The 23,145-nt window shown below is 70.8% G+C and carries 19 protein-coding genes; 6 read left to right on the top strand and 13 right to left on the bottom strand.

Features of this window, described 5'->3' with window-relative positions:
* The first annotated feature begins 425 nt into the window (after positions 1 to 425).
* Complete coding sequence (locus tag GA0111570_RS10535) at positions 426 to 1,673, top strand: MFS transporter (protein WP_217634113.1); 1,248 nt, start codon at positions 426 to 428, stop codon at positions 1,671 to 1,673.
* A gap of 257 nt (positions 1,674 to 1,930) precedes the next feature.
* Here GA0111570_RS10535 and dmpG read toward each other — a convergent pair whose 3' ends face one another.
* The 4 genes from dmpG to GA0111570_RS10515 all read right to left on the bottom strand — a co-directional run bounded on the left by dmpG (position 1,931) and on the right by GA0111570_RS10515 (position 7,827).
* On the bottom strand, positions 1,931 to 2,983 hold the full coding sequence (dmpG, locus tag GA0111570_RS10530; protein WP_092610477.1) for a 4-hydroxy-2-oxovalerate aldolase: 1,053 nt from the start codon (positions 2,981 to 2,983) through the stop codon (positions 1,931 to 1,933).
* Complete coding sequence (locus GA0111570_RS10525) at positions 2,980 to 3,921, bottom strand: acetaldehyde dehydrogenase (acetylating) (protein ID WP_092610474.1); 942 nt, start codon at positions 3,919 to 3,921, stop codon at positions 2,980 to 2,982. The genes dmpG and GA0111570_RS10525 overlap by 4 nt, the downstream gene beginning before the upstream one ends.
* Before the next feature lie 414 nt (positions 3,922 to 4,335).
* On the bottom strand, positions 4,336 to 7,269 hold the full coding sequence (locus GA0111570_RS10520) for an FAD-binding and (Fe-S)-binding domain-containing protein (protein WP_092610471.1): 2,934 nt from the start codon (positions 7,267 to 7,269) through the stop codon (positions 4,336 to 4,338).
* 60 nt (positions 7,270 to 7,329) lie between these two features.
* Positions 7,330 to 7,827: a MarR family winged helix-turn-helix transcriptional regulator gene (locus GA0111570_RS10515; protein ID WP_092610468.1), complete on the bottom strand. Its 498-nt coding sequence runs from the start codon at positions 7,825 to 7,827 to the stop codon at positions 7,330 to 7,332.
* A 204-nt stretch (positions 7,828 to 8,031) separates the two neighbouring features.
* Here GA0111570_RS10515 and GA0111570_RS10510 point away from each other — a divergent pair, with 204 nt between their 5' ends.
* Together GA0111570_RS10510 and GA0111570_RS10505 are read left to right on the top strand one after the other, a co-directional pair.
* Positions 8,032 to 9,915 (top strand): AMP-dependent synthetase/ligase, encoded by a 1,884-nt coding sequence (locus GA0111570_RS10510; RefSeq protein ID WP_092610465.1) that lies wholly within the window; start codon positions 8,032 to 8,034, stop codon positions 9,913 to 9,915.
* Positions 9,912 to 10,775, top strand: coding sequence for an acyl-CoA thioesterase (locus GA0111570_RS10505; RefSeq protein ID WP_175557445.1), 864 nt, complete (start codon positions 9,912 to 9,914; stop codon positions 10,773 to 10,775). Before GA0111570_RS10510 ends, GA0111570_RS10505 begins: the two co-directional genes overlap by 4 nt.
* A 6-nt stretch (positions 10,776 to 10,781) precedes the next feature.
* On the opposite strand, the gene GA0111570_RS10500 is transcribed toward GA0111570_RS10505, so the two are convergent.
* Genes GA0111570_RS10500 through pyrR form a run of 5 tightly spaced genes read right to left on the bottom strand, consistent with a single transcriptional unit; the run spans position 10,782 to position 15,904 of the window.
* A complete protein-coding gene (locus GA0111570_RS10500) occupies positions 10,782 to 12,491 on the bottom strand; it encodes a glycoside hydrolase family 13 protein (RefSeq protein ID WP_245703132.1) in 1,710 nt (569 codons plus the stop codon).
* A 27-nt stretch (positions 12,492 to 12,518) separates the two neighbouring features.
* Entirely contained in the window at positions 12,519 to 13,013 is a 495-nt protein-coding gene (locus GA0111570_RS10495) for a globin (RefSeq protein ID WP_092610459.1), read from the bottom strand.
* Positions 13,014 to 13,038: 25 nt separating this feature from the next.
* Positions 13,039 to 14,337, bottom strand: coding sequence for a dihydroorotase (locus tag GA0111570_RS10490; protein WP_092610456.1), 1,299 nt, complete (start codon positions 14,335 to 14,337; stop codon positions 13,039 to 13,041).
* On the bottom strand, positions 14,334 to 15,314 hold the full coding sequence (locus tag GA0111570_RS10485) for an aspartate carbamoyltransferase catalytic subunit (protein ID WP_092610453.1): 981 nt from the start codon (positions 15,312 to 15,314) through the stop codon (positions 14,334 to 14,336). Before GA0111570_RS10485 ends, GA0111570_RS10490 begins: the two co-directional genes overlap by 4 nt.
* Positions 15,314 to 15,904: a bifunctional pyr operon transcriptional regulator/uracil phosphoribosyltransferase PyrR gene (gene pyrR, locus GA0111570_RS10480; RefSeq protein WP_092610450.1), complete on the bottom strand. Its 591-nt coding sequence runs from the start codon at positions 15,902 to 15,904 to the stop codon at positions 15,314 to 15,316. The genes GA0111570_RS10485 and pyrR overlap by 1 nt, the downstream gene beginning before the upstream one ends.
* Positions 15,905 to 15,996: 92 nt before the next feature.
* Between pyrR and GA0111570_RS10475 the strand changes: the two genes are divergently transcribed.
* Entirely contained in the window at positions 15,997 to 16,311 is a 315-nt protein-coding gene (locus GA0111570_RS10475) for a hypothetical protein (RefSeq protein ID WP_139283215.1), read from the top strand.
* Between the two features lie 105 nt (positions 16,312 to 16,416).
* Here the strand turns inward: GA0111570_RS10475 and GA0111570_RS10470 are convergent, their stop codons facing one another.
* Positions 16,417 to 17,565 carry a Nif3-like dinuclear metal center hexameric protein gene (locus GA0111570_RS10470; RefSeq protein WP_092610444.1) on the bottom strand — a complete coding sequence of 383 codons (1,149 nt, stop codon included), beginning with the start codon at positions 17,563 to 17,565 and terminating at the stop codon, positions 16,417 to 16,419.
* A gap of 1 nt (position 17,566) precedes the next feature.
* Complete coding sequence (gene pepN / locus GA0111570_RS10465) at positions 17,567 to 20,437, bottom strand: aminopeptidase N (RefSeq protein ID WP_245703130.1); 2,871 nt, start codon at positions 20,435 to 20,437, stop codon at positions 17,567 to 17,569.
* A gap of 251 nt (positions 20,438 to 20,688) precedes the next feature.
* On the opposite strand from pepN, the gene GA0111570_RS10460 reads away from it, so the two are divergent.
* Entirely contained in the window at positions 20,689 to 21,327 is a 639-nt protein-coding gene (locus GA0111570_RS10460; protein ID WP_092610438.1) for a mycothiol-dependent nitroreductase Rv2466c family protein, read from the top strand.
* A gap of 128 nt (positions 21,328 to 21,455) precedes the next feature.
* Here the strand turns inward: GA0111570_RS10460 and GA0111570_RS10455 are convergent, their stop codons facing one another.
* The gene (locus GA0111570_RS10455; protein WP_139283214.1) at positions 21,456 to 22,316 is read right to left on the bottom strand and encodes an extensin family protein; all 861 of its coding nucleotides are present in this window, start codon (positions 22,314 to 22,316) and stop codon (positions 21,456 to 21,458) included.
* Between the two features lie 50 nt (positions 22,317 to 22,366).
* On the opposite strand from GA0111570_RS10455, the gene GA0111570_RS10450 reads away from it, so the two are divergent.
* A complete protein-coding gene (locus GA0111570_RS10450; protein WP_092610432.1) occupies positions 22,367 to 22,834 on the top strand; it encodes a ribose-5-phosphate isomerase in 468 nt (155 codons plus the stop codon).
* A 21-nt stretch (positions 22,835 to 22,855) separates the two neighbouring features.
* Here the strand turns inward: GA0111570_RS10450 and GA0111570_RS10445 are convergent, their stop codons facing one another.
* Positions 22,856 to 23,134 (bottom strand): hypothetical protein, encoded by a 279-nt coding sequence (locus GA0111570_RS10445; protein WP_092610429.1) that lies wholly within the window; start codon positions 23,132 to 23,134, stop codon positions 22,856 to 22,858.
* Positions 23,135 to 23,145 lie beyond the last annotated feature (11 nt).

Genomic DNA, 23,145 nt, shown 5'->3' with positions numbered 1-23,145 from the left:
ACGGTGCCGCACAGTGGCACCGCGCGTCCCACCCTACCCGCAGAAACGAACCGGATCACACACGTGGGCGGGACGGGACGAATCCTGTCCCTCCTTCGCCTTCTCCCGTCGAAACGCGGCCCCACGGTATGCCCAGGGCGCTCCCCGGGCGGCAGCTCGGGAGACTCGGGGGCAATCGCCTCCACCGGCCCGGTCCCGCTCCGCGGCACTGCTGCTATCCGAGTGTTGAGTGGTTGCTCAAGAATGATCGCCAGCCGGCAAGTAGTGCCGGAGAACAATGTCACTCGTGCATGCCACCGCCTCGCTGCGGAGGCTGCCGTACACATCGGAGAACAATAAGTACAGACGTCGTCATCGTCGACCCGCCTGCCATCAAGACCGCCCAGCAGAAGCGCGACAGCCGGCGCGCCCAGGCCGCCAGTTTCATGGGAACCACTGTCGAGTTCTACGACTTCCTGCTGTATGCCTCGGCGGCGGGACTGGTCTTCCCCAAGATTTTCTTCGGCGGACTGGACCCCAAGCTCGGAGCCACCCTCTCCTTCGCGATCCTCCTGTCCGGCTATCTCGCCCGGCCGCTCGGCGGCCTGGTCTTCGGGCACTTCGGCGACCGCTTCGGCCGCAAGAACGTGCTGTTCATTACCCTGCTGCTGATGGGCTTCGTCTCGGTCGCGATCGGCCTGCTGCCGACCTATGCCGCGATCGGCATCGCCGCGCCGCTGGCGCTGGTGACCCTGCGCGTCATCCAGGGCCTGGCCATGGGCGGTGAATGGGGCGGTGCCACGCTGATGTCGATGGAGCACTCCGAGGCCAAGTCGCGCGGTGTGGGCGCATCCATCGCCGCCATCGGCGGTCCGGCCGGTGCCGTCCTCGCCACGGTCGTCCTGTCCCTGTTCAGCCGCATGCCCGACCAGCAGTTCCTGAACTGGGGCTGGCGCATCCCGTTCCTGCTGTCGGCGCTGATCGTGCTGGTGGGCCTCTACCTGCGGCTGCGCGTCACCGAGTCCCCGGACTTCCAGAAGTCCCTGAAGGCCGCGGAGGACGCCCACGACCGTGCGCTGCCGCTGGTCACCGTGGTCACCAAGTTCCCCGGCCAGGTCATCCTCGGCGCGCTCGCCGGTGCCGCCCCGCTGGCCGTCCAGGGCCTGATCGGCTCGTTCATGGTGCCCTACGTCGTCAAGGCCGGGCACGTCGACCGGATGACCGCCCTGCTGATGCTGGCCGGGGCGTACGCGCTCCAGATCGTCACGCTGCCCCTCTTCGCCTGGCTGTCCGACCGCCACGGACGCCGTCCGGTCATGGTCGCCGGCGGCATCGTCTCGGCCGCCCTGGTCTTCCCGGTTCTGGGCCTGTTCAACAGCACCTCGCCGATCCTGGTCTTCATCGGCTTCGTGATCGGGCTGGCCATCGTCCAGTCGGCGATGTTCGGACCCGTCGGCGCGTTCCTGTCCGAGAAGTTCGAGACCGAGGCCCGCTACACCGGCGCCTCGCTCAGCTACCAGTTCGCCTCGATCGTCGGTGCCGGCTCCATCCCGCTGGTCGCCACCCGGATCGTCAACCCCGAGGTCGGGACCTCCCACCTCGGCTGGTACGTCATCGGCATGTTCGTGCTGTCGGTCGTCGCGGTGCTGCTCTCGCGCGAGACCTCTGCCAAGGACTCCGCCGAGCTCGGCTGACGCCACTCCCCGTCCGACGCCGGACGAACCATGAAGCGCCTCGCAGGGTCGACCTGCGAGGCGCTTCATCGTAAGGTGCGGGCGCTTCGTGGTACGGGGCGCTTCGTGGCGGCGCACTCGTCACGCGGGGCGCGCCGGGCAGCATCCCGGTGCAGGACTCCGGCGCAGAGCCGGGCACGCACGTACGAGCAGGGACAACGCCACGGCGCCCGCAGGATTGCTCCTGCGGGCGCCGTGGGGTCGTACGGGGATGCTGCTCAGGCGGCGGAGCCACCGGCGGCCAGCGAGACCGCCACGTCGATCAGCATGTCCTCCTGGCCACCGACGTAACCGCGGCGGCCGGCCTCCTCCAGGATGTCCTGGACCGGGACGCCGTAACGCTCGGCGGCGCGCTCGGCGTGGAACAGGAAGGAGTTGTAGACGCCGACCTTGCCCTGGATGATCGAGGCGCGGTCCATGATCGGCTGGCGCGGGATGATCGGAGCCGCGACGTCCTCGGCGGCGGCCAGGATCTTGACCGTGTCCACGTTGGTCTTGATGCCGAGGCGCTCGAACGCGGCGGCCAGGACCTCGGTCGGGGAGTTGCCCGCACCGGCACCCAGACCACGCAGCGAGCCGTCGATCCAGGTCGCGCCCTCGGCCACGGCGTACACCGAGTTGGCGACGCCGAAGCTCATGTTCTGGTGGCCGTGGAAGCCGACCTCGGCGTCGTCACCGAGCTCGTCCTTCAGCGCACGGACGCGCACGCCGACCTGGTCGAGGATCATCGCGCCGGCGGAGTCGACGACGTAGACGGCCTGGCAGCCGGCGTCGGCCATGATGCGGGCCTGCTTGGCCAGCTCGGCCGGCTCGATCATGTGGGACAGCATCAGGAAGCCGGCGGTCTCCAGGCCCATGTTGCGGGCTTCCTGGAAGTGCTGGATCGAGACGTCGGCCTCGGTGCAGTGCGTGGCGATGCGGATCACGTCGATGCCGCGCTCCTTGGCCTCGCGCAGCTCGTGCAGCGTGCCCAGGCCCGGCAGCATCAGCGCGGCGATCTTGGCGTGCTTGGCCTCGCCCTTGGCGGCCTCGATCAGGTCCATCTCGTTGACCTTGGAGAAGCCGTAGTTGAAGGACGAGCCGGCCAGGCCGTCACCATGGGTCACCTCGATGATGTCCACCCCGGCCTCGTCGAGGGCGCGGGTGACGTCCTTGACCTGCTCGATGGTGAACTGGTGGCGGACCGCGTGGGAGCCGTCGCGCAGCGTGGTGTCGATGATCTTCGTGGCGTACGTCTTGTTCGGATCCAGCGTGTACTTCTGGGTGCTCATGCGCGGACGCCTTCCTGGGCCTTGTGTGCCTCGATGCGCTCGACGAGCAGGTCGCCGGTGCGGGTGGCAGCGGAGGTGATGATGTCGAGGTTGCCGGCGTACTCCGGCAGGTAGTCAGCGGCGCCACGGACCTGGATCAGGACGGTGACCCGACCCCAGTTGTTCCACTCCGGACGGGCGTGGTCGAACTGCGGCTCGGCGACCAGGTTGTAGCCGGGGACGTAGGACTGGACGGTCTCGACCATCTTGGCGATCGACTCGCGGATCTTGTCCTGCAGCTCGCCGGCCTCGGCGGCCTCGGCCGGCAGGGAGGTGTAGACGGTGTTGCGCATCATCATCGGAGGCTCAACCGGGTTGAGGATGATGATGGCCTTGCCCTTCTTGGCGCCGCCGACGGCCTCGAGAGCCGCCGAGGTGGTCTCGGTGAACTCGTCGATGTTGGCGCGCGTGCCGGGGCCGGCGGACTTGGAGGAGATCGAGGCGACGATCTCGGCGTAGTCGACCGGGACGACCCGGGAGATGGCGGCGACCATCGGGGTGGTGGCCTGGCCACCACAGGTGATCATGTTGACGTTCATCACGTCGGTCAGCGACTCCAGGTTGACCGGCGGGCAGAGGAAGGGACCGACCGCGGCGGGGGTCAGGTCGATGGCGTGGATGCCGGCTTCCTTGTAGTGCGGGGCCCAGGCGGCGTGCGCCTTGGCGCTGGTGGCCTCGAAGACGAAGTCGGGCTTGTCGTCCTGGTCGAGCAGCCACTTGGCGCCCTCGGCCGAGGTCTTCAGGCCGACACGGGCGGCGCGCTTCAGGCCATCCGATTCGGGGTCGATACCGATCATGTACGTCGGCTGGATGTGCTCGGACTTGCGGAGCAGCTTGAACATCAGGTCAGTACCGATGTTGCCGGAGCCCACGATGGCTGCGGTGTACTTCTTCGACACGAGATGATCCTTCGGGTCAGGGGACAGGCGCCCTCGTCCGTCCTCCAGAAGTCTGCCGTGATGGCGTTGCGGCAGCGTTCGTACATCGGCGTACGCCACCGCGAGACGTCGGAGGGCTGGTCACGGGACTGATACCCGTCGGGCCAGCGGTGACGCGTGCGGTCCACCCAAGGTATGTCTTCGCCCGACCGAGCGGGGACAGTTCGTGCCGAACGGTGAACCGTGTCACACTCCCGGGTCAGCCCTGCGGATTCCGTGCAGAACCGGACCCGGGCTACCTCCGAGTCGGACCTCGGGGAACGCCCGGGTCAGAGGGGTGCGCGTGCTGTTGTCCACTCGTCCGCCCGGCGCCCTTGCGGGTCAGGCCGCGTACGCGCCGGGCATCCCGGTCCTCCCGTCCGCCGGGCCTGCCGGTCAGGCAGAGGCGCCGGTCGGCACTCCGCGTGCCAACAGCTCGGCGAGGGTCAGCGCCCGGCGCTCGGCCAGGTCGGCGACCTGCGTACGGCAGGAGAACCCGTCGGCGAGGATCACCGCGTCCGGGCCGGCCGCGTCGATGGCCGGCAGCAGGTCGTGCTCGGCCACCTGGACCGAGACCTCGTAGTGCCCCGTCACCGAGCCGAAGTTGCCGGCCAGGCCGCAGCAGCCGCCGAGCGTACGGACCTCGGCGCCGGTGCGGCGCAGCAGCTCGGCATCGGCGGAGTAGCCGATCACCGCCTTCTGGTGGCAGTGCGGCTGGGCGACGATCGTTGTCCCGGTCAGGTCCGGGACCTGGTACCCGGGCGTACGGGCCAGCAGCTCGGCCAGGGTCAGCACCCCGGCCATGTCCGGGGTCCGCGGGTCGTCCGGCAGCAGGTCCTTCACGTCGCTGCGCCACACCGAGGTGCAGGACGGCTCGATGCCGATCACCGGGGTGCCGGCGGCCAGGATCGGGTGGATCGCGTCCATCGACTGACGCATCCGCTTGCGGGCGCCGTCGAGCTGGCCGGTGGAGATCCAGGACAGGCCGCAGCAGGCGTCCCGCCCGAGCATCCGCGGCTGGTAGCCGGCCTCCAGCAGCACCTTGATCACCGAGGGCAGGGCGCCGTCGGCGAACACGTCGGTGAACGAGTCGACCCAGATGACCACCTCGCCGTGCTCGGTCCGGCGGGGTCGCTCCACCAGCTCGCGGTGCAACAGGGCACGACCGAGCCGCGCCGAACGCGTGCCGGAGAACACCGGGATGTTGCGTCGCTGGTCGGCCCCGGCCGCCCACTTCGCCACCGCGGCGAGCGGACGGATCCCGAGGGCGGCGTTGGCGATCGCGGACAGGCCCGGGACCGAGGTCACCAGCCGGCCCCACATCGGCAGCAGGCCGATGAAGTAGTGGTCCCGGGGGCGCAGCCGGTGGTCGTAGTAGTGGTCGAGGAACTCCGCCTTGTAGGCGGCCATGTCGACACCGGTCGGGCAGTCGCTGCGGCAGCCCTTGCAGGACAGGCACAGGTCGAGCGCCTCGAGCACCTCCACGGAGCGCCAGCCGTCGGTGAACAGGTCACCGTTGACCATCTCCTGCAGGGCGCGGGCGCGGCCGCGGGTGGAGTCCTTCTCCTCCCGGGTGGCCTGGTAGGACGGGCACATCACACCGCCCCCGGCTGTCGAGTCGGCGATGCACTTGCCGACGCCGGAGCACTGGTGCACCTGGTCGGAGAAGTGCAGGTTCGCGCGGCGGAAGGCGCGGGGACCGGCCTCGACGGCGCGGATGTCGGCGTCCACCGGGGCCGGGTCGACCAGCACTCCCGGATTGAGCAGGTTCTCCGGGTCGAAGATGCGCTTGACCTCGGCGAACAGGTCGATCGCCGCGGCGGAGTACATCTTGGGCAGCAGTGCCGAACGTGCCCGGCCGTCACCGTGCTCGCCCGACATCGAGCCGCCGTACGTGGCGACCAGGTCAGCGGCCTCCTCGATGAAGTCCTTGTAGGCCCGGGCCCCGCCGGTCTCGGTCAGCGGCCAGTCGATCCGGCAGTGCACGCACCCGTCGCCGAAGTGGCCGTAGGGCAGGCCGCGCAGGCCATGGCGCTGCAGCAGGTCGTCCAGGTCCCGCAGGTAGGCGCCCAGCCGGGCCGGCGGGACGGCGGAGTCCTCCCAGCCCGCGTACGCGGGCGCGTCGAAGGCGACGCCGGCGAGCCCGGCGCCGTCCGCGCGGATCCGCCACAGCCGGGCGGCCTCGCCTGGGTCGTCGACGATGCCACCCTCGACGGCCGGATTGGCGGCCCTGGCCGCCTCGACCAGGCCCTGCGAGCGGGCCCGGACCTCCGCGACGTCGTCCCCGACCATCTCGATGAACACCCACCCGTCGCCGCCCGGCAGCGGCGGCACCGCGTCGGCTCCCTTGCGGTCCGCGACGACGTCGACGATCCGCCGGTCCAGGCCCTCGATCGCCACCGGGTGGTGCTCCAGCAGCAGCGGGGTCGCGTCCGCGGCCTCGGGCATGGACGGATAGCCCAGGGCGACCGTCACCTTGTGCGGGGCATCGCCGACCAGGCGGACGCGGGCCCGGGTCACGAAGCCCAGCGTGCCCTCGGTGCCGGCGAAGAACGAGGCGACGTCGAAGCCGTTCTCCGGCAGCAGGTGCTCCAGCGAGTAGCCGGAGACCTGGCGGGAGAAGGTGCCGAACTCGGTGCGGATGGTCGCCAGGTTGGCGTCCACCAGCTTCTTCAGTGCGCTCAGCGCGGGGGAGTCGGCGATCGGTGTGCTCTCCGGGTCGTCGGCCGGGCCGAGGACGAGCTTCTCGCCCGAGCCGGTCACCACCTGCAGGGAGACGATGTTGTCAGCGGTGCGCCCGTAGCCCAGTGCCCGGGGCCCGCAGGCGTTGTTGCCGATCATCCCGCCGATGGTGCAGCGGGTGCTGGTCGAGGGGTCGGGGCCGAATCGCAGGCCGTGCGGGGCGGCCCGCTTCTGCAGCGCATCCTGGACCACGCCGGGCTCGACCAGGGCCGTCCGGCCCTGCGGGTCCACCTCGAGCACGCCGGTCAGGTGCTTGAGGGTGTCGACCACGATCCCCTCCCCGACCGCATTGCCCGCACAGGAGGTGCCCGCGCCGCGCGCGGTCACGGTGATCCCGGCGGATCGTGCCGCGGTGAGCACCTGCTCGAGCTCCTCGACGGTGCGGGGGCGGACCACTCCGGTCGGAACGAGCCGGTAGATCGAGCCGTCGGTGGAGTACAGGCCGCGGGTCAGCGTGCTGGTGTCGTACGTGTCTGCCAAGCCGTGCCGGGCCAGGCCCGAACCGAAGCGTTCGGCCGGGTCGCCACCGCTGGTGGACGGCGATCCGGGACTGGCGGAGCGACGGTGGAGCACGGACGACAGACGCATGGGTCCAGTCTGCCGCACGCCCCCCTGTCGTGACGGTGGTGCCCACGGCTTCCGGCAGGGTCAGCCGGCCCGGCGGGCTTCCAGGTCCTCGTCCTCGACGGCCAGGACGGCGCCGAAGACCCGGCCGAGGGCGCGGAAGTCGTCAGGGTCGACGGCGTCGACCAGGGCGTGGCGGACCGAGGCGACATGACTGGGCGCGGCCTTCTCGAGTAGCTCGAAGCCGGTCGAGGTCAGCTGGGCCCAGACGCCGCGGCGGTCGCTGGGACAGGCGATCCGCTCGACGTAGCCGGCCTTCTCCAGCCGGGCCACCGTGTGCGTCAGGCGCGAGCGCGACTGGTGCACGGCCTCGGCGAGGTCGGACATCCGCATCCGCCACAGGTCGGAGGCGGACAGGGCGACGAAGATCTCGTACTCGGCCAGCGAGAGGCCGAACGGTCGCAGGTGACGGTCCAGGTAGTCATCGAGCTGGTGGACGCCGCGCAGGTAGGTCAGCCAGATCTCTTGTTGTTCGTCGGTGAGCCAGCGAGGGGCCGACTCGGTCGTCGTGGGAGGGGTCATGTGTTCCATGGTACCCCAAACGTTGACCATTCAATAGTTGACGGCAAGGAACGGCAATCCTGACGGGGAGGTCGGGAGGTCGGGAGGTCGGGAGGTCGCGAGGTCGGAGCGGCCGGATCCGGGGAGCCGCCCCGTCCCGGGCCCGTCCGGACGGCCCGGACGATAGGCTTCTGGCCAGCCGGACACCACCACCAAGGGAGAGTTATGACCGACCCCGTCGCATCCGTCATGGAGCAGCTCCATCGACCGTCCGAGGCCTTCCTTGCCCGTCGGGAGCACTCCGTCGGCACGATGTTCCTCGCCGCCGTGGAGGAGTTCGGCTCGCGCCCCGCCTACATCTACCGCAAGGCCGACGACGCGTGGACCACGATGAGTTGGGTGGAGACCAAGGAGCGGGTCTTCGAGGTCGCCGCCGGACTGCTCGCACTGGGGGTCGGCTACGAGGACCGCGTCGCGATCGCCTCCAGTACCAGGATCGAGTGGATCCTGATCGACCTGGGCATCATGTGTGCGGCAGGTGCGACGACCACCGTGTACCCCAACACCAAGGACGAGGACGTCTGGCACATCGTCTCCGACTCCGGGTCGAAGGTGGTCTTCGCCGAGAACGCCGCCCAGCTCGACAAGGTGCGCCTCCACCGGGACACCCTCGACTCGGTGACCCGGGTCGTGGTGCTGGACCCCGAGGGAGTCGAGGACATCGACGTCGAGGGGACCAAGGCGATGTCCTGGGACGCCTTCCGCCGACTGGGGGCCGATTGGCTCGCAGCCCACCCGCAATCGGTCCACGAGTCGATCGCCACCACCCACGAGGACACGCTCTCGACGCTGATCTACACCTCCGGGACCACCGGCAGGCCGAAGGGCGTACGTCTCGCCCACCGCTCCTGGACCACCCTGGGCTACCGGGTCGGCCAGGAAATGGGCATCCTCGAGCACGACGACATCCACTTCCTGATGCTGCCGCTGTCCCACGTCTTCGGCAAGTGCCTGATCACGCTCTCGTTCACGAGTGGCCTGGTCCATGCGGTCGAGGGCGACATGACGCGGATCGTCGAGGGCCTGGGCCAGGTCCGGCCGACGATCATGGCCAGTGCCCCCCGCGTCTTCGAGAAGGTCCGCACCGCCGTCATCCTGAAGAACCACCGCGGGGTGACCGCACGGATCGCGCGCTGGGCGTTCTCCGTCGGGCAGAGCGCCCTGCCGTACACCACGACCGGCCTGCGGCTGCCGCGGTCACTGGCGATCCGCTACCGGATCGCCGACAAGTTGGTGTTCTCCAAGCTGAAGGCCACCATGGGCGGCCGTGTGCGCTGGTTCGTCTCCGGCTCGGCCCAGCTGAACCCGCAGGTGCAGAAGTGGTTCTTCGCGGCAGGGATCCCGCTGATCGAGGGCTATGGCATGACCGAGACCGCCGCGATCACCTGCCTCGACGATCCGAAGCGGCCCGGCCTGGGCACGGTCGGACGCCCGGTCCCGGGCAACGAGGTGAGGATCGCCGACGACGGCGAGATCCTGGTGAGGAGCCCGGCCCTGCTGGTCGGCTACCACAACCTGCCGGACGAGGCGGCCAAGGCGTTCGTCGAGGACGGCTGGTTCTGCACCGGCGACATCGGTGAGCTGGACGACCAGGGCAGGCTGCGGATCACGGACCGGAAGAAGGACCTGATCAAGACCTCGGGCGGCAAGTACGTGGCGCCGCAGAAGGTCGAGGGCGCGATCGTCAACAACATTCCGTACGTCTCCCAGGCCTTCGTCCAGGGCGATGGACGCAAGTACATCTCGGTCCTGCTGACCCTGGACGAGCCCTCCATCATGAAGTGGGCCGCCTCCCACGGCCACGAGGGGCTGTCGTACGCGGAGGTGACGCAGAACGAGGACGTCCGCGGGATGATCGGCCACTACATGGAGAAGGCGAACGCGCGTCTCGAGCGATGGGAGACCGTCAAGCGCTTCGAGATCCTCGACCGCGAACTGTCCGTGGACGACGGGGAGGTGACCCCGACCATGAAGGTCCGCCGTTCAGCGGTGGCCGCGACGTTCGCCGACAAGCTGGCCAAGCTGTACGACGACGAGGAGATCGGGTGAGCGAGTACGTCTACCGGGCGCGGGTCCGCTGGGGCGACCAGGACTCCCAGGGACACGTGAACAACGTCGCCTACCTGGACTACATGCAGGAGGCGCGGGTCGACTGGATCCTGAACGGTCCGCAGGCCCACATGCTCAGCGAGGGCGTGCTGGTGGTGGCGCACCACATCGAGTACGTCGCGGCGTCCTCGTTCAGCCCCGAGCCGATCATCATCCGGATGTGGGTCACCGAGCTGGGCGGTGCCCGGTTCGGGGTCTCCTACTACATCCACCAGGGCGACACCCTGGTCGCCCGGGCCAGGACCATGCTGGCGACGTACGACGTGGAGGGCCGTCGGCTGCGCCGGCTGACTGCGGAGGAGCGCCGCTGGCTGGAGGAGTACATCGGGCCCGACCTGGACTTCCGGCCACTGCCCCGCCCGCCCGTCCGGTGGGTCAGCGGCATCGGCTACGAGTACCCCCTGCGGGTGCGCTGGTCCGAGCTCGACCCCTACGGCCACGTGAACAACGTCAGCTACCTGACCTACCTGCAGGAAGCGCACATCGCGATGATGGAGGAGCCCCGCCGCGGCCTGCCATGGGGAGCCGCCGGGACCGACCGGACCTGGGTGGTGGCGGCCCAGGACATCACCTACAAGGTGCCGATGGAGTACCAGATCGAGCCGTTCCTGTGCGAGGTGGTGGTCCTGCGGGTCGGGTCGTCCTCGATCACGTTCGAGATGCGGATCCACGACCCCCACGTCGACCTGACGTACGCGGTCGGCCACCAGGTGCTGGTCCATGCCGACCGGCACGGCATCCCGGTCCCCATCCCCGGCGTGCTGCGGGAGCGGCTGCGGCCACTGACGCTGACCCGCTGAGCAGGACTACCGGGTCCGCTGCCACCAGACGGCCTGGTCCGGGCCGAGCAGCCCGTCGTCGAGGGGGTCGGAGGAGACCAGCACCTCGACGTCCGCCGGCACCCGCACCGTGACGTCGGAGAAGTTGACCCAGCAGGTGAAGTGCGGGTCCCGGTGGAAGCCCAGCACCCCTTCCGGGGCTGCCGGGTCCCAGTGCAGCCTGCCGTCGCCCAGCGCCCGGTGGTGCCGGCGGACGGCCAGTGCCGCCCGGTAGAGCTCCAGGAAGGAGTCCGGGTCACCGGTCTGCGCGGCCGCGGTCCGGTCCGCCCACGAGTCCGGCTGGGGGAGCCACGGCTCGGCGTGCGCGAGCGGCGGGCTGAAGCCGTACGGCGGCCGCTCGCCCGACCAGGGGATCGGGACGCGACAACCGTCGCGGCCCTTGACCGTGTGCCCGGAGCGCTCCCAGATCGGGTCCTGGAGCACCTCGACGGGCAGGTCGATCTCTTCCAGTCCCAACTCGTCGCCCTGGTAGACGTACGCCCCGCCGGGGAGCGCGAGTTCGAGCAGGGCCGCGGCGCGGGCCCGGCGGCGCCCGAGGGCCAGGTCCGCGGTCAGGGCCTGCCCCTTGTCGGCACGTTGGCCCAGACCCTCGCCGGGGATGAACGGGGCGCCGGTGACGGGCAGTCCGTAGCGGGAGACCACCCGGGGCTGGTCATGGTTGCCCAGCACCCAGGTGGAGGGGGCGCCGACACCGGAGTAGCCGGCCAGGGTCGCATCGATCATCGCGCGCTGCGAGTCGTACGCCCACTCGGTCAGCAGGGCGTCGAAGTTGAAGGTGGTGTGCAACCGGCCCTTGACCGTGTACTTCGCCAGTCGCGTGATCGGGCCCAGGTAGGCCTCCGAGACGAAGACCCGGGGACCCTGCGCGCTGTCGACGTACTCGTCGGCGACCGCCCGCCAGCGGCGGTGGATCGCCTCCAGTTCGGGGCGGTCGTAGAAGGGGTGGCCGGGGTACTTGTCGTGGCGGCTGGTCCCCGCTGGCAGGTCGGGCAGGGACATGTCCTTCGCGCACGAATCGGCGACGTCGATCCGGAAGCCGTCGATCCCGCGGTCGAACCAGAAGCGCAGGATGTCGTCGAACATCGCGCTGACCCCGGGATGGGTCCAGTTCCAGTCCGGCTGTTCGGGGGCGAAGAGGTGCAGGTACCACTGCTCGGGGCGGCCGTCGGGGCCGACCACCCGTTCCCACGCGGAGCCGCCGAACTGTGCCGGCCAGTTGTTCGGCGGCTCGTCGCCGCCCGGGCCGCGGCCGTCGCGGAAGATGAACCAGTCCCGCTCGGGCGAGCCGGGCCCGGCCGCCAGCGCGGCCCGGAAGCGCTCGTGCTCGATCGAGCAGTGGTTGGGCACCAGGTCGATGATGACTCGCAGTCCCAGGGCGTGTGCCCTGGCGACCAGGGTGTCGGCCTGCGCCAGGGTGCCGAACCGGGGATCGATGTCGCAGTAGTCGGCGACGTCGTAGCCGCCGTCGTACAGCGGCGACGGGTACCACGGGGAGATCCAGACCGCGTCGACGCCCAGGCGGACCAGGTGCTCGAGGTGCTCGGTGATCCCGACCAGGTCACCGGTGCCGTCCCCGTCGCCGTCGGCGAAGGAGCGCGGATAGACCTGGTAGACGACGGCGCTGCGCCACCAGTCGGGATCGGTCAGGGCTGAGGGGCTGACTGTCTGATCGGTCACGCCACCGAGCCTAGACGCCCTCCCGGCTCACAGCAGATTGCCCCCGTGGCCCGGCGTGGTGTCCTCGCCCTCGAACGCGTTGATCATGCTGTCGGCGGCGCGGACCAGGTAGGTCCACAGCTCGTCGCGGGCCGCCTTGTCCATCTCGACCGACCCGACCGCGTCGTGCATGCACTCCAGCCAGTTGTCGCGCTGGGCCGGGGTGACCTTGTACGGCACGTGCCGCATCCGCAGCCGTGGGTGGCCGCGCTGCTCGGAGTACGTCGTCGGTCCGCCCCAGTACTGCTCCAGGAACATCCGCAGCCGCTCCTCGGCCGGACCGAGGTCCTCTTCGGGGTACATCGCATGCAGCTCGGGGGTCTCCTGGACCTTCTGGTAGAACCGGTGCACGATCGCGCGGAAGGTCTCCGCCCCACCCATTCGCTCGTACGGGGTGGGCTCGGTCCCGGCCGGCTCCTCGTTGCCGACCGGCGGCAGCGGGACGATCGGCTCCGGCTGGGCGCCGGACTGCTGCTGGCTCATCTTCGTTCCTCTCGGGCGGGCGCGGTCAGCGACGGTAGGTGACGTGGCCGCGGCACACGGTCAGCCGGACCGGGTCGGGCAGGTCGCGGCCGGCGTACGGGTTGTTGCGGGACAGCGACGCGGTGTCGGCGGGGTCGACCGTACGGCGGGCGCTCGGGTCGACCAGGCACAGGTTGGCGGGCTCGCCCGGCGCGACCGGCCGCCCCTGCCCGGCCAGTCCCAGCAGCTTCGCCGGGGCGTACGACATCCGGTCGGCCACGCCCTCCCAGTCCAGCAGGCCGGGGGTGAGCAGGGTGTCGACCACGACCGCCAGCGACTGCTCCAGGCCGACCATGCCGGGCCGGGCGTCGACGAAGGCGTGGTCCTTGTCCTGCGGGGCGTGCGGGGCATGGTCGGTGGCGATCATGTCGACCGTCCCGTCGGCGACCGCCTGCCGCAGGGCCTCGACGTGCTCGGCGGTGCGCAGCGGCGGGTTGACCTTGAAGGTCGTGTCGTAGCCGGTGAGCAGGTCGGTGGTCAGCAGCAGGTGGTGCGGGGTCGCCTCGGCCGTGATCCGTACGCCGCGGGCCTTGGCCGCCCGGATGACGTCCAGGGTCTCCCGGGCCGAGACGTGGCACACGTGGTACCGGGCGCCGGTGAGGGCGGCCAGCTCGACGTCGCGGGCGACGATGGTCGTCTCGGCCGCCACCGGCCAGCCGCCCAGGCCGAGCTTGCCGGAGACCTCGCCCTCGTGGCAGCAGGCGTCCGGGCCGGCCAGCCGCGGGTCCTGGGCGTGCTGGGCGAGGACGCCGTCGAACGCGCGGACGTACTCGAAGGCCCGGCGCATCACCTGCGGGTCGGCCACGCACATGCCGTCGTCGGAGAAGCACTGCGTGCCGGTGGCACGGTGGATCAGCCCCAGCTCGGCGAGCTGCTCGCCGGCCAGGCCCTTGGTGATCGCCCCGCACACCACGACCTCACAGGCGCCCTGCTCGGCGGCGATGCCGGCGACCTCGCGCGCGACGTCGGCGGTGTCGGTGACCGGGGTGGTGTTGGCCATCGCCTGGACCGCGGTGAAGCCGCCGCGGGCGGCCGCAGCGGTCCCGGTCCGGATCGTCTCGGCGTCCTCTCGGCCGGGCTCGCGCAGGTGGACGTGCGGGTCGACCAGGCCGGGCAGGGCGACCAGCCCGGTGCCGTCGATCCGCTCGACGTCGTCCGGCGCGTCCGCCGGGTCGGCGAACACCTCGTGGTCGACGAAGATGTCGGTGGTGGTGCCGTCGGCCAGCGCCACCCCGGTGATGAGCAGGCGGGCGGGGACGCTCGAGCGGAGCGGGATGACGGTCATGCGGTCTGTCCTTTCGTGCCGATGAGCGAGGTGGCGTCGATCTTCTCGTCGCCGCCGAGGAGGTGGTACAGGACGCTCATCCGGATCGCGACGCCGGCCGCGACCTGGTCCAGTACGCGTGAGGTGGCGGCGTCGGCCGCGTCGGCGGAGATCTCCAGGCCGCGGTTCATCGGTCCGGGGTGGAGGATGGCGGCGTGCTCCGGGAGCAGGGCGAGCCGGTCGCGGGTCAGGCCGTAGCCGACCGTGTACTCGCGTGGGGTCGGGAAGTAGCCACCGTGCATCCGTTCGCGCTGGACCCGCAGCATCATCACCGCGTCGACCTCCGGCAGCACGGCGTCCAGGTCGTTGCTGGTCCGGCAGGACCAGGTGCCGACGCCGGAGGGCATCAGGGTGGGGGGAGCGACCAGCACCACCTCGGCACCGAGGGTCTCCAGCAGCAGCACGTTCGAGCGGGCGACCCGGGAGTGGGTCACGTCGCCGACGATCGCCACCGTACGACCCGACCAGTCGGCCTCGGGGTCGCCGGTGGCCGCCCGGAAGTGGCGGCGCAGCGTGAAGGCGTCCAGCAGGGCCTGGGTGGGGTGCTCGTGGGTGCCGTCACCGGCATTGACCACGCAGGCGTTGGTCCAGCCGGCCGCCTGCGCCGGCGCCCCGGAGGCCGGGTGCCGGATCACCATGGCGTCGATGCCCATCGCGGACAGGGTCAGGACCGTGTCGCGCAGGGACTCGCCCTTGGAGACCGATGATCCCTTGGCGGACACGTTGATCACGTCGGCGGACAGCCACTTGCCGGCGATCTCGAAGGAGGACCGGGTGCGGGTGGAGTCCTCGAAGAACAGGTTGACGATGGTGCGGCCGCGCAGCGCGGGGAGCTTCTTCACCCGGCGCGACTGCACCTTCTTCATCTCCTCGGCCAGGTCGAGGATCGACTCGGCCTCGTCCCGGGCCAGGTCGGCCGTCGACAGCAGGTGGCGCATCAGGATTCCCTCTCTGCACGGGCGATGGTGACCCCGGTGACCCCGTCGGTCTCCTGGAGCCGGAGCCTGACCGACTCGGCGGCCGCGGTGGGTAGGTCCTTGCCTACCACGTCCGCGCTGATCGGCAGTTGGCGATGTCCCCGGTCCACCAGCACGGCCAGGCGGACGGCGCGGGGCCGGCCGATGTCCCTGAGGGCCTCGAGGGCGGCGGAGGCCGTCCGTCCGGAGTACAGGACGTCATCGACGAGCACCACCACGGCGTCGTCGATCGGCGCGGGCAGCCTGGTCGGGCCGACCGTACGGGTCGGCTGGTGGCGCAGGTCGTCGCGGTAGAAGGTGATGTCGAGCTCGCCGACCGGGAAGGCCCGCCCCTCGATCTGCTCCATCGCGGCGGCCAGCCGGCGGGCCAGCGGCACGCCGCGGGTCGGGATGCCGATGACCATCAGCTTCTCGGCGTCGTGGTCGTTCTCGAGCACCTGGTGGGCCATCCGGACCACCGCCCGGGAGATCTCGTCGGCATCCATCACCTCACGAGGGGTGACATCTGTCCGCTGCTCCTCTGGCAAGGGGTCCTCCGTCCCGACACCCATCGGGTGTCCTCTGTGCCGCCCGTGTCCCGCTGTGCGCGCCGATTCGGGGCACGCGGCCCCATCCGCACGCGGACTTCGATAACGTAGGTTACGTGAGTGACGTTGTGAATGTGATCGCGCCCCTGCTGGCCGGACCGGTTCCCCTCCAGACGCTGCCGGGGTGGCCCCAGGTGCCCACCATTACCCTCGTGGACAACCTGGTCTGGATCCTGTTCCTGCCCCTGGCGGTGTTCGTCGTGATCGCCGTCATCCACCTGGCAGCTACGCATGGCAAGGAGGACCGCTCCCTGCATCCGCCGACCGAGCCGCTCGGGATCAGTTCCGGTGAGCAGAAGGCCCCTGCAGTCACCACGGGTGCACGCTCCGACGAGTCCACCGGCGGCAGCCACGCCCTGAACCAGCACTGACCACAGACGACCAGCACTGACCACGGACCACGAGCAGGGCGGCACCCACCGGTGCCGCCCTGCTCCGTCTCCGGGTCCTGGTTCCTCGTGGTGGCCTTCGCCGGCTCACCCGACCCTGTGGTCGAAACGTCCCGTCCACGGGTCGGTGACGATCTCGGACACCTGGACTCCCACGGCCGGGCCGAAGTGCTCCGCCAACCGGGTGGCCAGTACCGGCAGCCAGGTCCATTCGGCCGCCCAGTGGCTGATGTCGACCAGCGCCGGACGGGCCGGGTCCAGGTGCGACCACTCCAGGAACTCCCCGGCCGGGTGGTGACGCAGGTCCGAGGTCACGTAGCAGTCCACGCCCAGCGCGCGGGCCCGGTCGAGCAACGAGTCACCGGCCCCGGCCAGCACGGCGACGCGGCGGACCGGCCGGTCCGGGTCGCCGCCGATCCGGACCCCGCCGGAGGTGGCGGGAAGGGCGTCGGCGACCTGCTGGCCGAAGGCGGCCAGGGCCAGCTCCGCGGGCAGTGTCCCGACCCGGCCCAGGCCGGTGTCCGCCGGTTCCGCTGCGGTCTCGACGACGTGCCAGGCCGGCGTCTCGTACGGGTGGGCCGCAAGCAGTGCCGCGATGACCGTGCGCCGGCGCGCGCGGGGCAGCACCATCTCCAGGCGCACCTCCTCGACGTGCTCCAGCTGCCCGACCGTGCCGACGTAGGGATGGGCTCCCTCCAGCGGCCGGAACGCCCCGGTGCCGGGGGCGACGAAGTGGCAGGAGTCGTACGATCCGACCCGGCCGGCCCCCGCGGCGGTGAGGGCCGCGACGAGCTCGTCGAGCCGGTCCGGTGGCACGAAGGTGACCAGGTTGTCGAGACCGGGGGAGGGACGCTCCTCCATCGGGGAGAGGTCCTGCAGCCCGATCGCGTGGGCGAGGGCCTCGCCCACGCCGCCACTGGCGATGTCGGCGTTGGTGTGGCCGGCCCACAGGCCGATCCGGTGCTCGGCCAGCCGCAGCACCATCGCGCCCTTGGGCTCGTCGGCGGTGACCTGGTGGGTGCCGCGCAGCAGCAGCGGGTGGTGCGCGACGACCAGGTCGGCGCCGGTCGCGATCGCCTGCTCGACCACCGGCCAGGTCACGTCGACGGTGCACAGCACCTTCGTCACCGGCCGGCGCCGGTCGCCGACGACCAGTCCGACCCGGTCCCAGGACTCGGCGGTGACGGGCGGGTACCAGCCCTCCAGGACGGCCACCGCGTCGCCGAGCGTCACCATGTCAGGCCTCGTGGCCCCGGTGGACCGTCGGGGTCTGCTGCTCCGCGGGTTCCTGCTCCGCGGGTTCCTGCTCGATGGGTGCCTGCTCGGCGGGCGGCTGCTCGGCCAGCGGCTGCTCGGCCTCCGCGGAGACGATCGCGTCCTCCTCGCCGATCGCCGGCTGCACCTCGTCGGTCGTCTCCGACCCACCCTGCTGCTCCTCGCCGATCGCGGCACCGCTGACCGTCTCGACGGAGACCGGTCGTTCCTGGGCGCGGGCCACGGACCGGGCGTGCAGGGAGCGCAGCGCGTCGTCGCGGCTCTCCGCCAACGAGCGGCGGATCGGCGCGGTCAGCTCGTGCTCGGCCAGGAAGGCGTCCAGGCGGGCGAGGAAGTCCTCGTCGGCTACCAGCGACGGGAAGAGGTGGTCCAGGACGTTCTCGCGCAGGGCGATGCCCTTGCGGTCCCAGCCGTTCTTGCCCGCCCCCATCACGTCGACCACGTCGAGGAAGCGATCCGCATAGGGCAGCAGCAGCTCCTCCTGGCCGGGACGCCAGAAGGACAGGCAGATGCTGCGCTGGGTCTCGTTGGCGACGTCGTCGGCGGCGGTGGCCAGGCGCCAGGCCTCGGCCTTGGCGACCGGGTCCGGGCGGGCCGCGCGGGCACCGGCTGCGCGCTGCTCCCCGGTGATGGTGTGGTCGCGCTCCAGCTCCGCGGCGATGGCTGCCTCGTCGGCGATGCCGAGTCGGGCCAGCTGGGTCAGCAGGTGCCAGCGCAGGTCGGTGTCGATCTCAAGTCCCGGCACCTGCTCCTCCCCGGCGTACCAGGCCCGTACGACCTCGGCAGCCTGGTCGCTGCCGGCGGCCGAGGCGAGGGCGCGGACGAAGGTGAGCTGGTAGTCCGAGCCGGGCTCGGCGCCGGCCACCAGGCGGGCCAGGCCCTGCTCGAGCTGCTGGTTGAGCTCGGGGCGGTGCTCCTCGGGGGCGTAGAAGGTCAGCGCCGTCTGGGCCTGGCCCAGGGTGCGCTGGACAGCAGTCCGGTCGGTCTCCTGGCCGACCGCCTGCAGCACCAGGGCCAGGTAGTCGCGGGCGAGCATCTCCCCGTCCCGGGTCATGTCCCAGGCCGCGCCCCAGCAGACCGCGCGGGCCAGCGGGGAATCGATGTCGCCGACATGCTGCACGACGGTCGCCAGCGACCGTCCGTCCAGCCGGACCTTGGCGTACGTCAGGTCGTCGTCGTTGAGCAGCACCAGGTCCGGCCGGGTCTCGCCGACCAGCTCGGGGACGTCGGTGACCTCGCTGGACAGGTCGAGCTCGATCCGGCGGCTCCGGGTGATCGTGGACTCGTCCACCCGGTTGTACAGGCCGATCGCCATCCGGTGGGTGCGGGTCACCGGGTTGGCCTGCGGCACGTACTGGCGCACCGCGAACCTGGTGAAGGTGCCCGCGTCGTCGCAGTCGAAGTCGGCGGCCAGCGTGCTGACGCCGGCGACCTGCAGCCACTCGGAGGCCCAGCCGGACAGGTCGCGCCCGGAGGCGGCCTCCAGCGCGTCGAACAGGTCCTGCAGGGTCGTGTTGCCGTACGCGTGGTCGGCGAAGTACTGCCGCACACCGGCCAGGAAGTTGTCACGGCCGACGTAGGCCACCAGCTGCCGCAGCGCGGAGGCGCCCTTGGCGTACGTGATGCCGTCGAAGTTGGATGCCACCGCGTTGAGGTCGACCATGTCCGCGGCGATCGGGTGCGTCGTAGGCAGCTGGTCCTGGCGGTAGGCCCAGGTCTTGCGCTGGTTGGCGAAGGTGACCCAGGGCTGCTCGGCGTCCTCGTGGTACTCGGCCATCGCGAAGTGCGAGGCCCACTCGGCGAACGACTCGTTCAGCCACAGGTCGTCCCACCAGGACATGGTGACCAGGTCACCGAACCACATGTGGGCCATCTCGTGCAGGATCGTGTTGTCGCGGCCCTCGTACGCCGCGGCGGTGACCCGGGAGCGGAACAGGTAGTCGTCCCGGTGCGTCACGCAGCCGGCGTTCTCCATCGCCCCGGCGTTGAACTCGGGCACGAACGACTGGTCGTACGTGCCGAAGGGGTACGGGGTGCCGAAGGCGGCCTCGAAGACCGCGAACCCCTTCTTGGTGGTGGCGAAGATCCGGTCGGCGTCCAGGGCACCCACCATCGACTCCCGGCACAGGATTGACAGCGGGATGTCGCCGTTCGGGCCGGTGTAGGTGTCGTGGACCCGGTGGTAGTTGCCGGCGACCAGGGCCGTCAGGTACGTGGAGATCCGCACGGTCGGCTCGAAGTCCCACCGGGAGTAGGCCTGCCCCCACTCGTCGGCGCCGTGCAGCGGGTCGGTCTCGGGGACGACGACCGGGTCGACGCTCGCGGCGTTGGAGATGACCGTCCAGTTGGCCGGCGCGACGACCGACAGCTGGAAGGTCGCCTTCAGGCTCGGCTGCTCGAAGCAGGCGTACATCCGGCGGGCATCGGCGACCTCGAACTGGGTGTACAGGTAGACACGATCATCGGCCGGGTCGATGAAACGGTGCAGGCCCTCACCGGTGTGCGAGTAGCGGCACAGGCCGACGACCACCAGCTCGTGGTCACCCTCGCCGAGTTCCAGCGGCAGCCGGGAGCCGGCGTACGACTCGGCGTCCAGCGGCTCGCCGTCCAGCGTGGCCTCGAGAACCGACTCGGCGAGCAGGTCGATCCAGGTGGATCCTGCGCCGCTGGAGAACTCGACGCTCGAGTGCGACACGAAGGTCGCCTCGGGGTCGGCCAGAACGGAGCCGTCCGGGCCGCGCCCGGTGAGGTCGACGAGGACACGGTAGGCAGTGGGACGGACCAGGTCGGCCCGGATACGGGCCTCCTCGCGCGTGATGTTCTCGGAGTACAAGGCATGACCTTCGTGTCGTCGGGAGCCTGCGGGCAGGCTGTCCGGGATGTCGATAATTACCCCTGCGACATTCGTCAGACTAGCGTTTAATGGCATAAGTGCGCGGAAATATGGGCCTGTGGGACTGCGTTGCGCCCGAATGGTGACCGGATCGTTGCCTTGGCCGACCGCGCGTCCTAGGAAATGGACACTTCGCGGCCCGCGGTGGCGCGATCGTGCCCCGTCTCGGTGCCGGTCCCTAGGCTGGCCCCATGACAGAGAAGCAGATGGAAACCGAGCTCACCGACCTCCAGCAGGTCGACTTCTGGTTCGACCCGCAGTGCCCGTGGGCATGGATGACCTCCCGCTGGATGCTGGAGGTGGAGAAGGTGCGTCCCGTCCGCACCGTCTTCCACGTGATGAGCCTGTCGGTCCTCAACGAGGGCCGCGACGAGCTGCCCGAGGACTACAAGACGTTCCTGGCTGGCGCCTGGGCCTCCGCCCGGGTCGCCCTGGCCGTGGAGGAGCAGTACGGCTCGGAGAAGCTGCGGGAGTTCTACACCGCGATCGGCACCCGCTTCCACCCGAACGAGGAGACCCGCGACCGCGCCGCCCTCGAGGGTGCCCTGACCGACGTCGGGCTGCCTGCCGAGCTGGCGGATGCGGGTGAGACCGACGCCAACGACGAGGCGCTGCGCCGCTCGCACCACGAGGGGATGGACCCGGTCGGCAACGAGGTCGGCACCCCGGTGGTCCGGATCAACGGCAAGTCCCTGTTCGGACCGGTCATCTCGCCGGCGCCGAAGGGTGAGCCGGCCGGGCGCCTGTTCGACGGCGTCGCACTGGTGACCGAGTACGACGGCTTCTACGAGCTGAAGCGTTCCCGGACCACCGGACCGATCTTCGACTGACGTACCCGCCCGATCGATCCTGCATCTAGCTGCACAGCCTCGCCCGGCCGGGCCCGCGGACCACAACGGTCCGGGGCCCGGCCGGTCGCCGTTCGGAGGCGGTCCGGCGCAGCATGCGGCGAGGCGGGTCAGCGCCCGTCGGCCCAGTGGGTGATGCTGCCCCGCAGGAAGCCCTGCCAGACGTCCGTGGCGGTCAGGTTGCCGCGCAGCCCGAGGCGGTCCAGTACGGTCCGGACCGAGGCCCTGGTGGCCGGGTCCCAGCTGCCTGTGGTCGGCGTCCCGACCGACCACAGGTGCGTGCAGATCGCCTGGACCGCCTGGATCTGGACCCGGGAGCGGCCGCTGAATCCGGACAGCCCTGACCCCGAGATCCCGTTGTCGACGTGGATGTGGTTCGCGTGCGCGTCGTCGTACAGGTAGGTCAGCACGTACGCGAAGTGCGCGTGCAGGCCGGCTGCCAGCGCCCAGTAGGCCGGCAACCGGCCCTCGTCCGGGTCGGCGCCCCACAGGTCGTAGTGGCAGGACACGACCTCCCCGGCAGCATCGAGGACCCGGGCGACGTCGAAGGCGCGTCCGCTGTGGTGCCAGGAGTCACAGGCCCCGTCATCGGCCAGCCACGAGCCGTACGTCCCCAGGGTCCGGGTGGTCGTGCCGGTCAGCGCGTTCCATTCTGCGAGCCACGCCTCGAACTGCCCGGCGAAGCCCGGCTCGATCCGGAACCGGGTCGCCCGGTCGTTCACCTCGTAGACCAGCCGGGCGCCGGCAAGGTTGTCGTACGTCCCCATCGAGGCGGCCGGGACGCAGTCGGCCCGGGGTCGCGTCGCACCGCTCCGCGCGGGGGAGACCGACGAGATGTCCGAGCAGCCGGCCAGCACGGCCGGAGCGGCGATCGCCGCCGCCAGGCCACCCATCAGCGTCCTGCGCCGGACCAGGCCTGCCGGTCGGGGTCCGCCGGTGCGGGTCGGTGAAACCGTCTCGTCAGTTGCCACGGGGCCAGACTAGGGATGCGAGCCCAACCGGGCGGTGCCATAGTGTCCGCATGCGCGTACACATCAGCACCGACCACGCCGCGTTCGAACTCAAGAACTTCCTGGTGGAATCCCTCACGGCCGACGGATATGAGGTCATCGACCACGGAGCCCACGAGTTCGACGCCCAGGACGACTACCCGGACTACATCATCCCGGGTGCCCAGGCGGTGGTGGATGACCCGGGCTCGCTGGGGATCGCCCTGGGCGGGTCCGGCAACGGGGAGAACATCGCGTCGAACAAGGTTCCCGGGGTCCGGTGCATCCTGGCCTGGAACGTGGAGATCGCGAAGCTGGGCCGCCAGCACAACGACGCGAACGTGATCGCCGTCGGCGGCCGCCCGCACGAGGAGGAGTACGCCCTGGAGATGGTGCGCGCCTTCCTGACCACCCCGTTCTCGCACGACGAGCGCCACCAGCGCCGGATCGACAAGATGACCGCGTACGAGTCGTCCGCCGAGCGCGCCCAGCGCCACTGACCGGACCGGTCGCTCCGGGGATCAGCGGGACCGGCGCCCGAGCCTGCGCAGCATGGCGTCGGCGCCGGCCTGCGCCTCCGCCTCGTCCTCGGGGCGGGGACGCGAGACCTCCCGGGCCCGCAGGGCCCGGTTCGGGGTGAGCAGGCCGGAGATGCCGTCCCGACCAAAGTCGCGCGGCACCGGGACGTCGTGCTCGACATGGTCCCCGGCCGGGGACGACGGATCCGGGGCCGGGGAGCGCGAACCGCTGGCCGGCTGCTGGTCGTCGCGCTTCTCGCGTCGCCCCGATCGTGATGGCATGCGGCTAGCCT

Origin of the sequence: Raineyella antarctica, assembly GCF_900092135.1 — a bacterium.
Lineage (GTDB): Bacteria > Actinomycetota > Actinomycetes > Propionibacteriales > Propionibacteriaceae > Raineyella > Raineyella antarctica.
The sequence above is the reverse complement of the archived record's forward strand: the minus strand, read 5'-3'. Positions and strand labels throughout refer to the sequence as shown.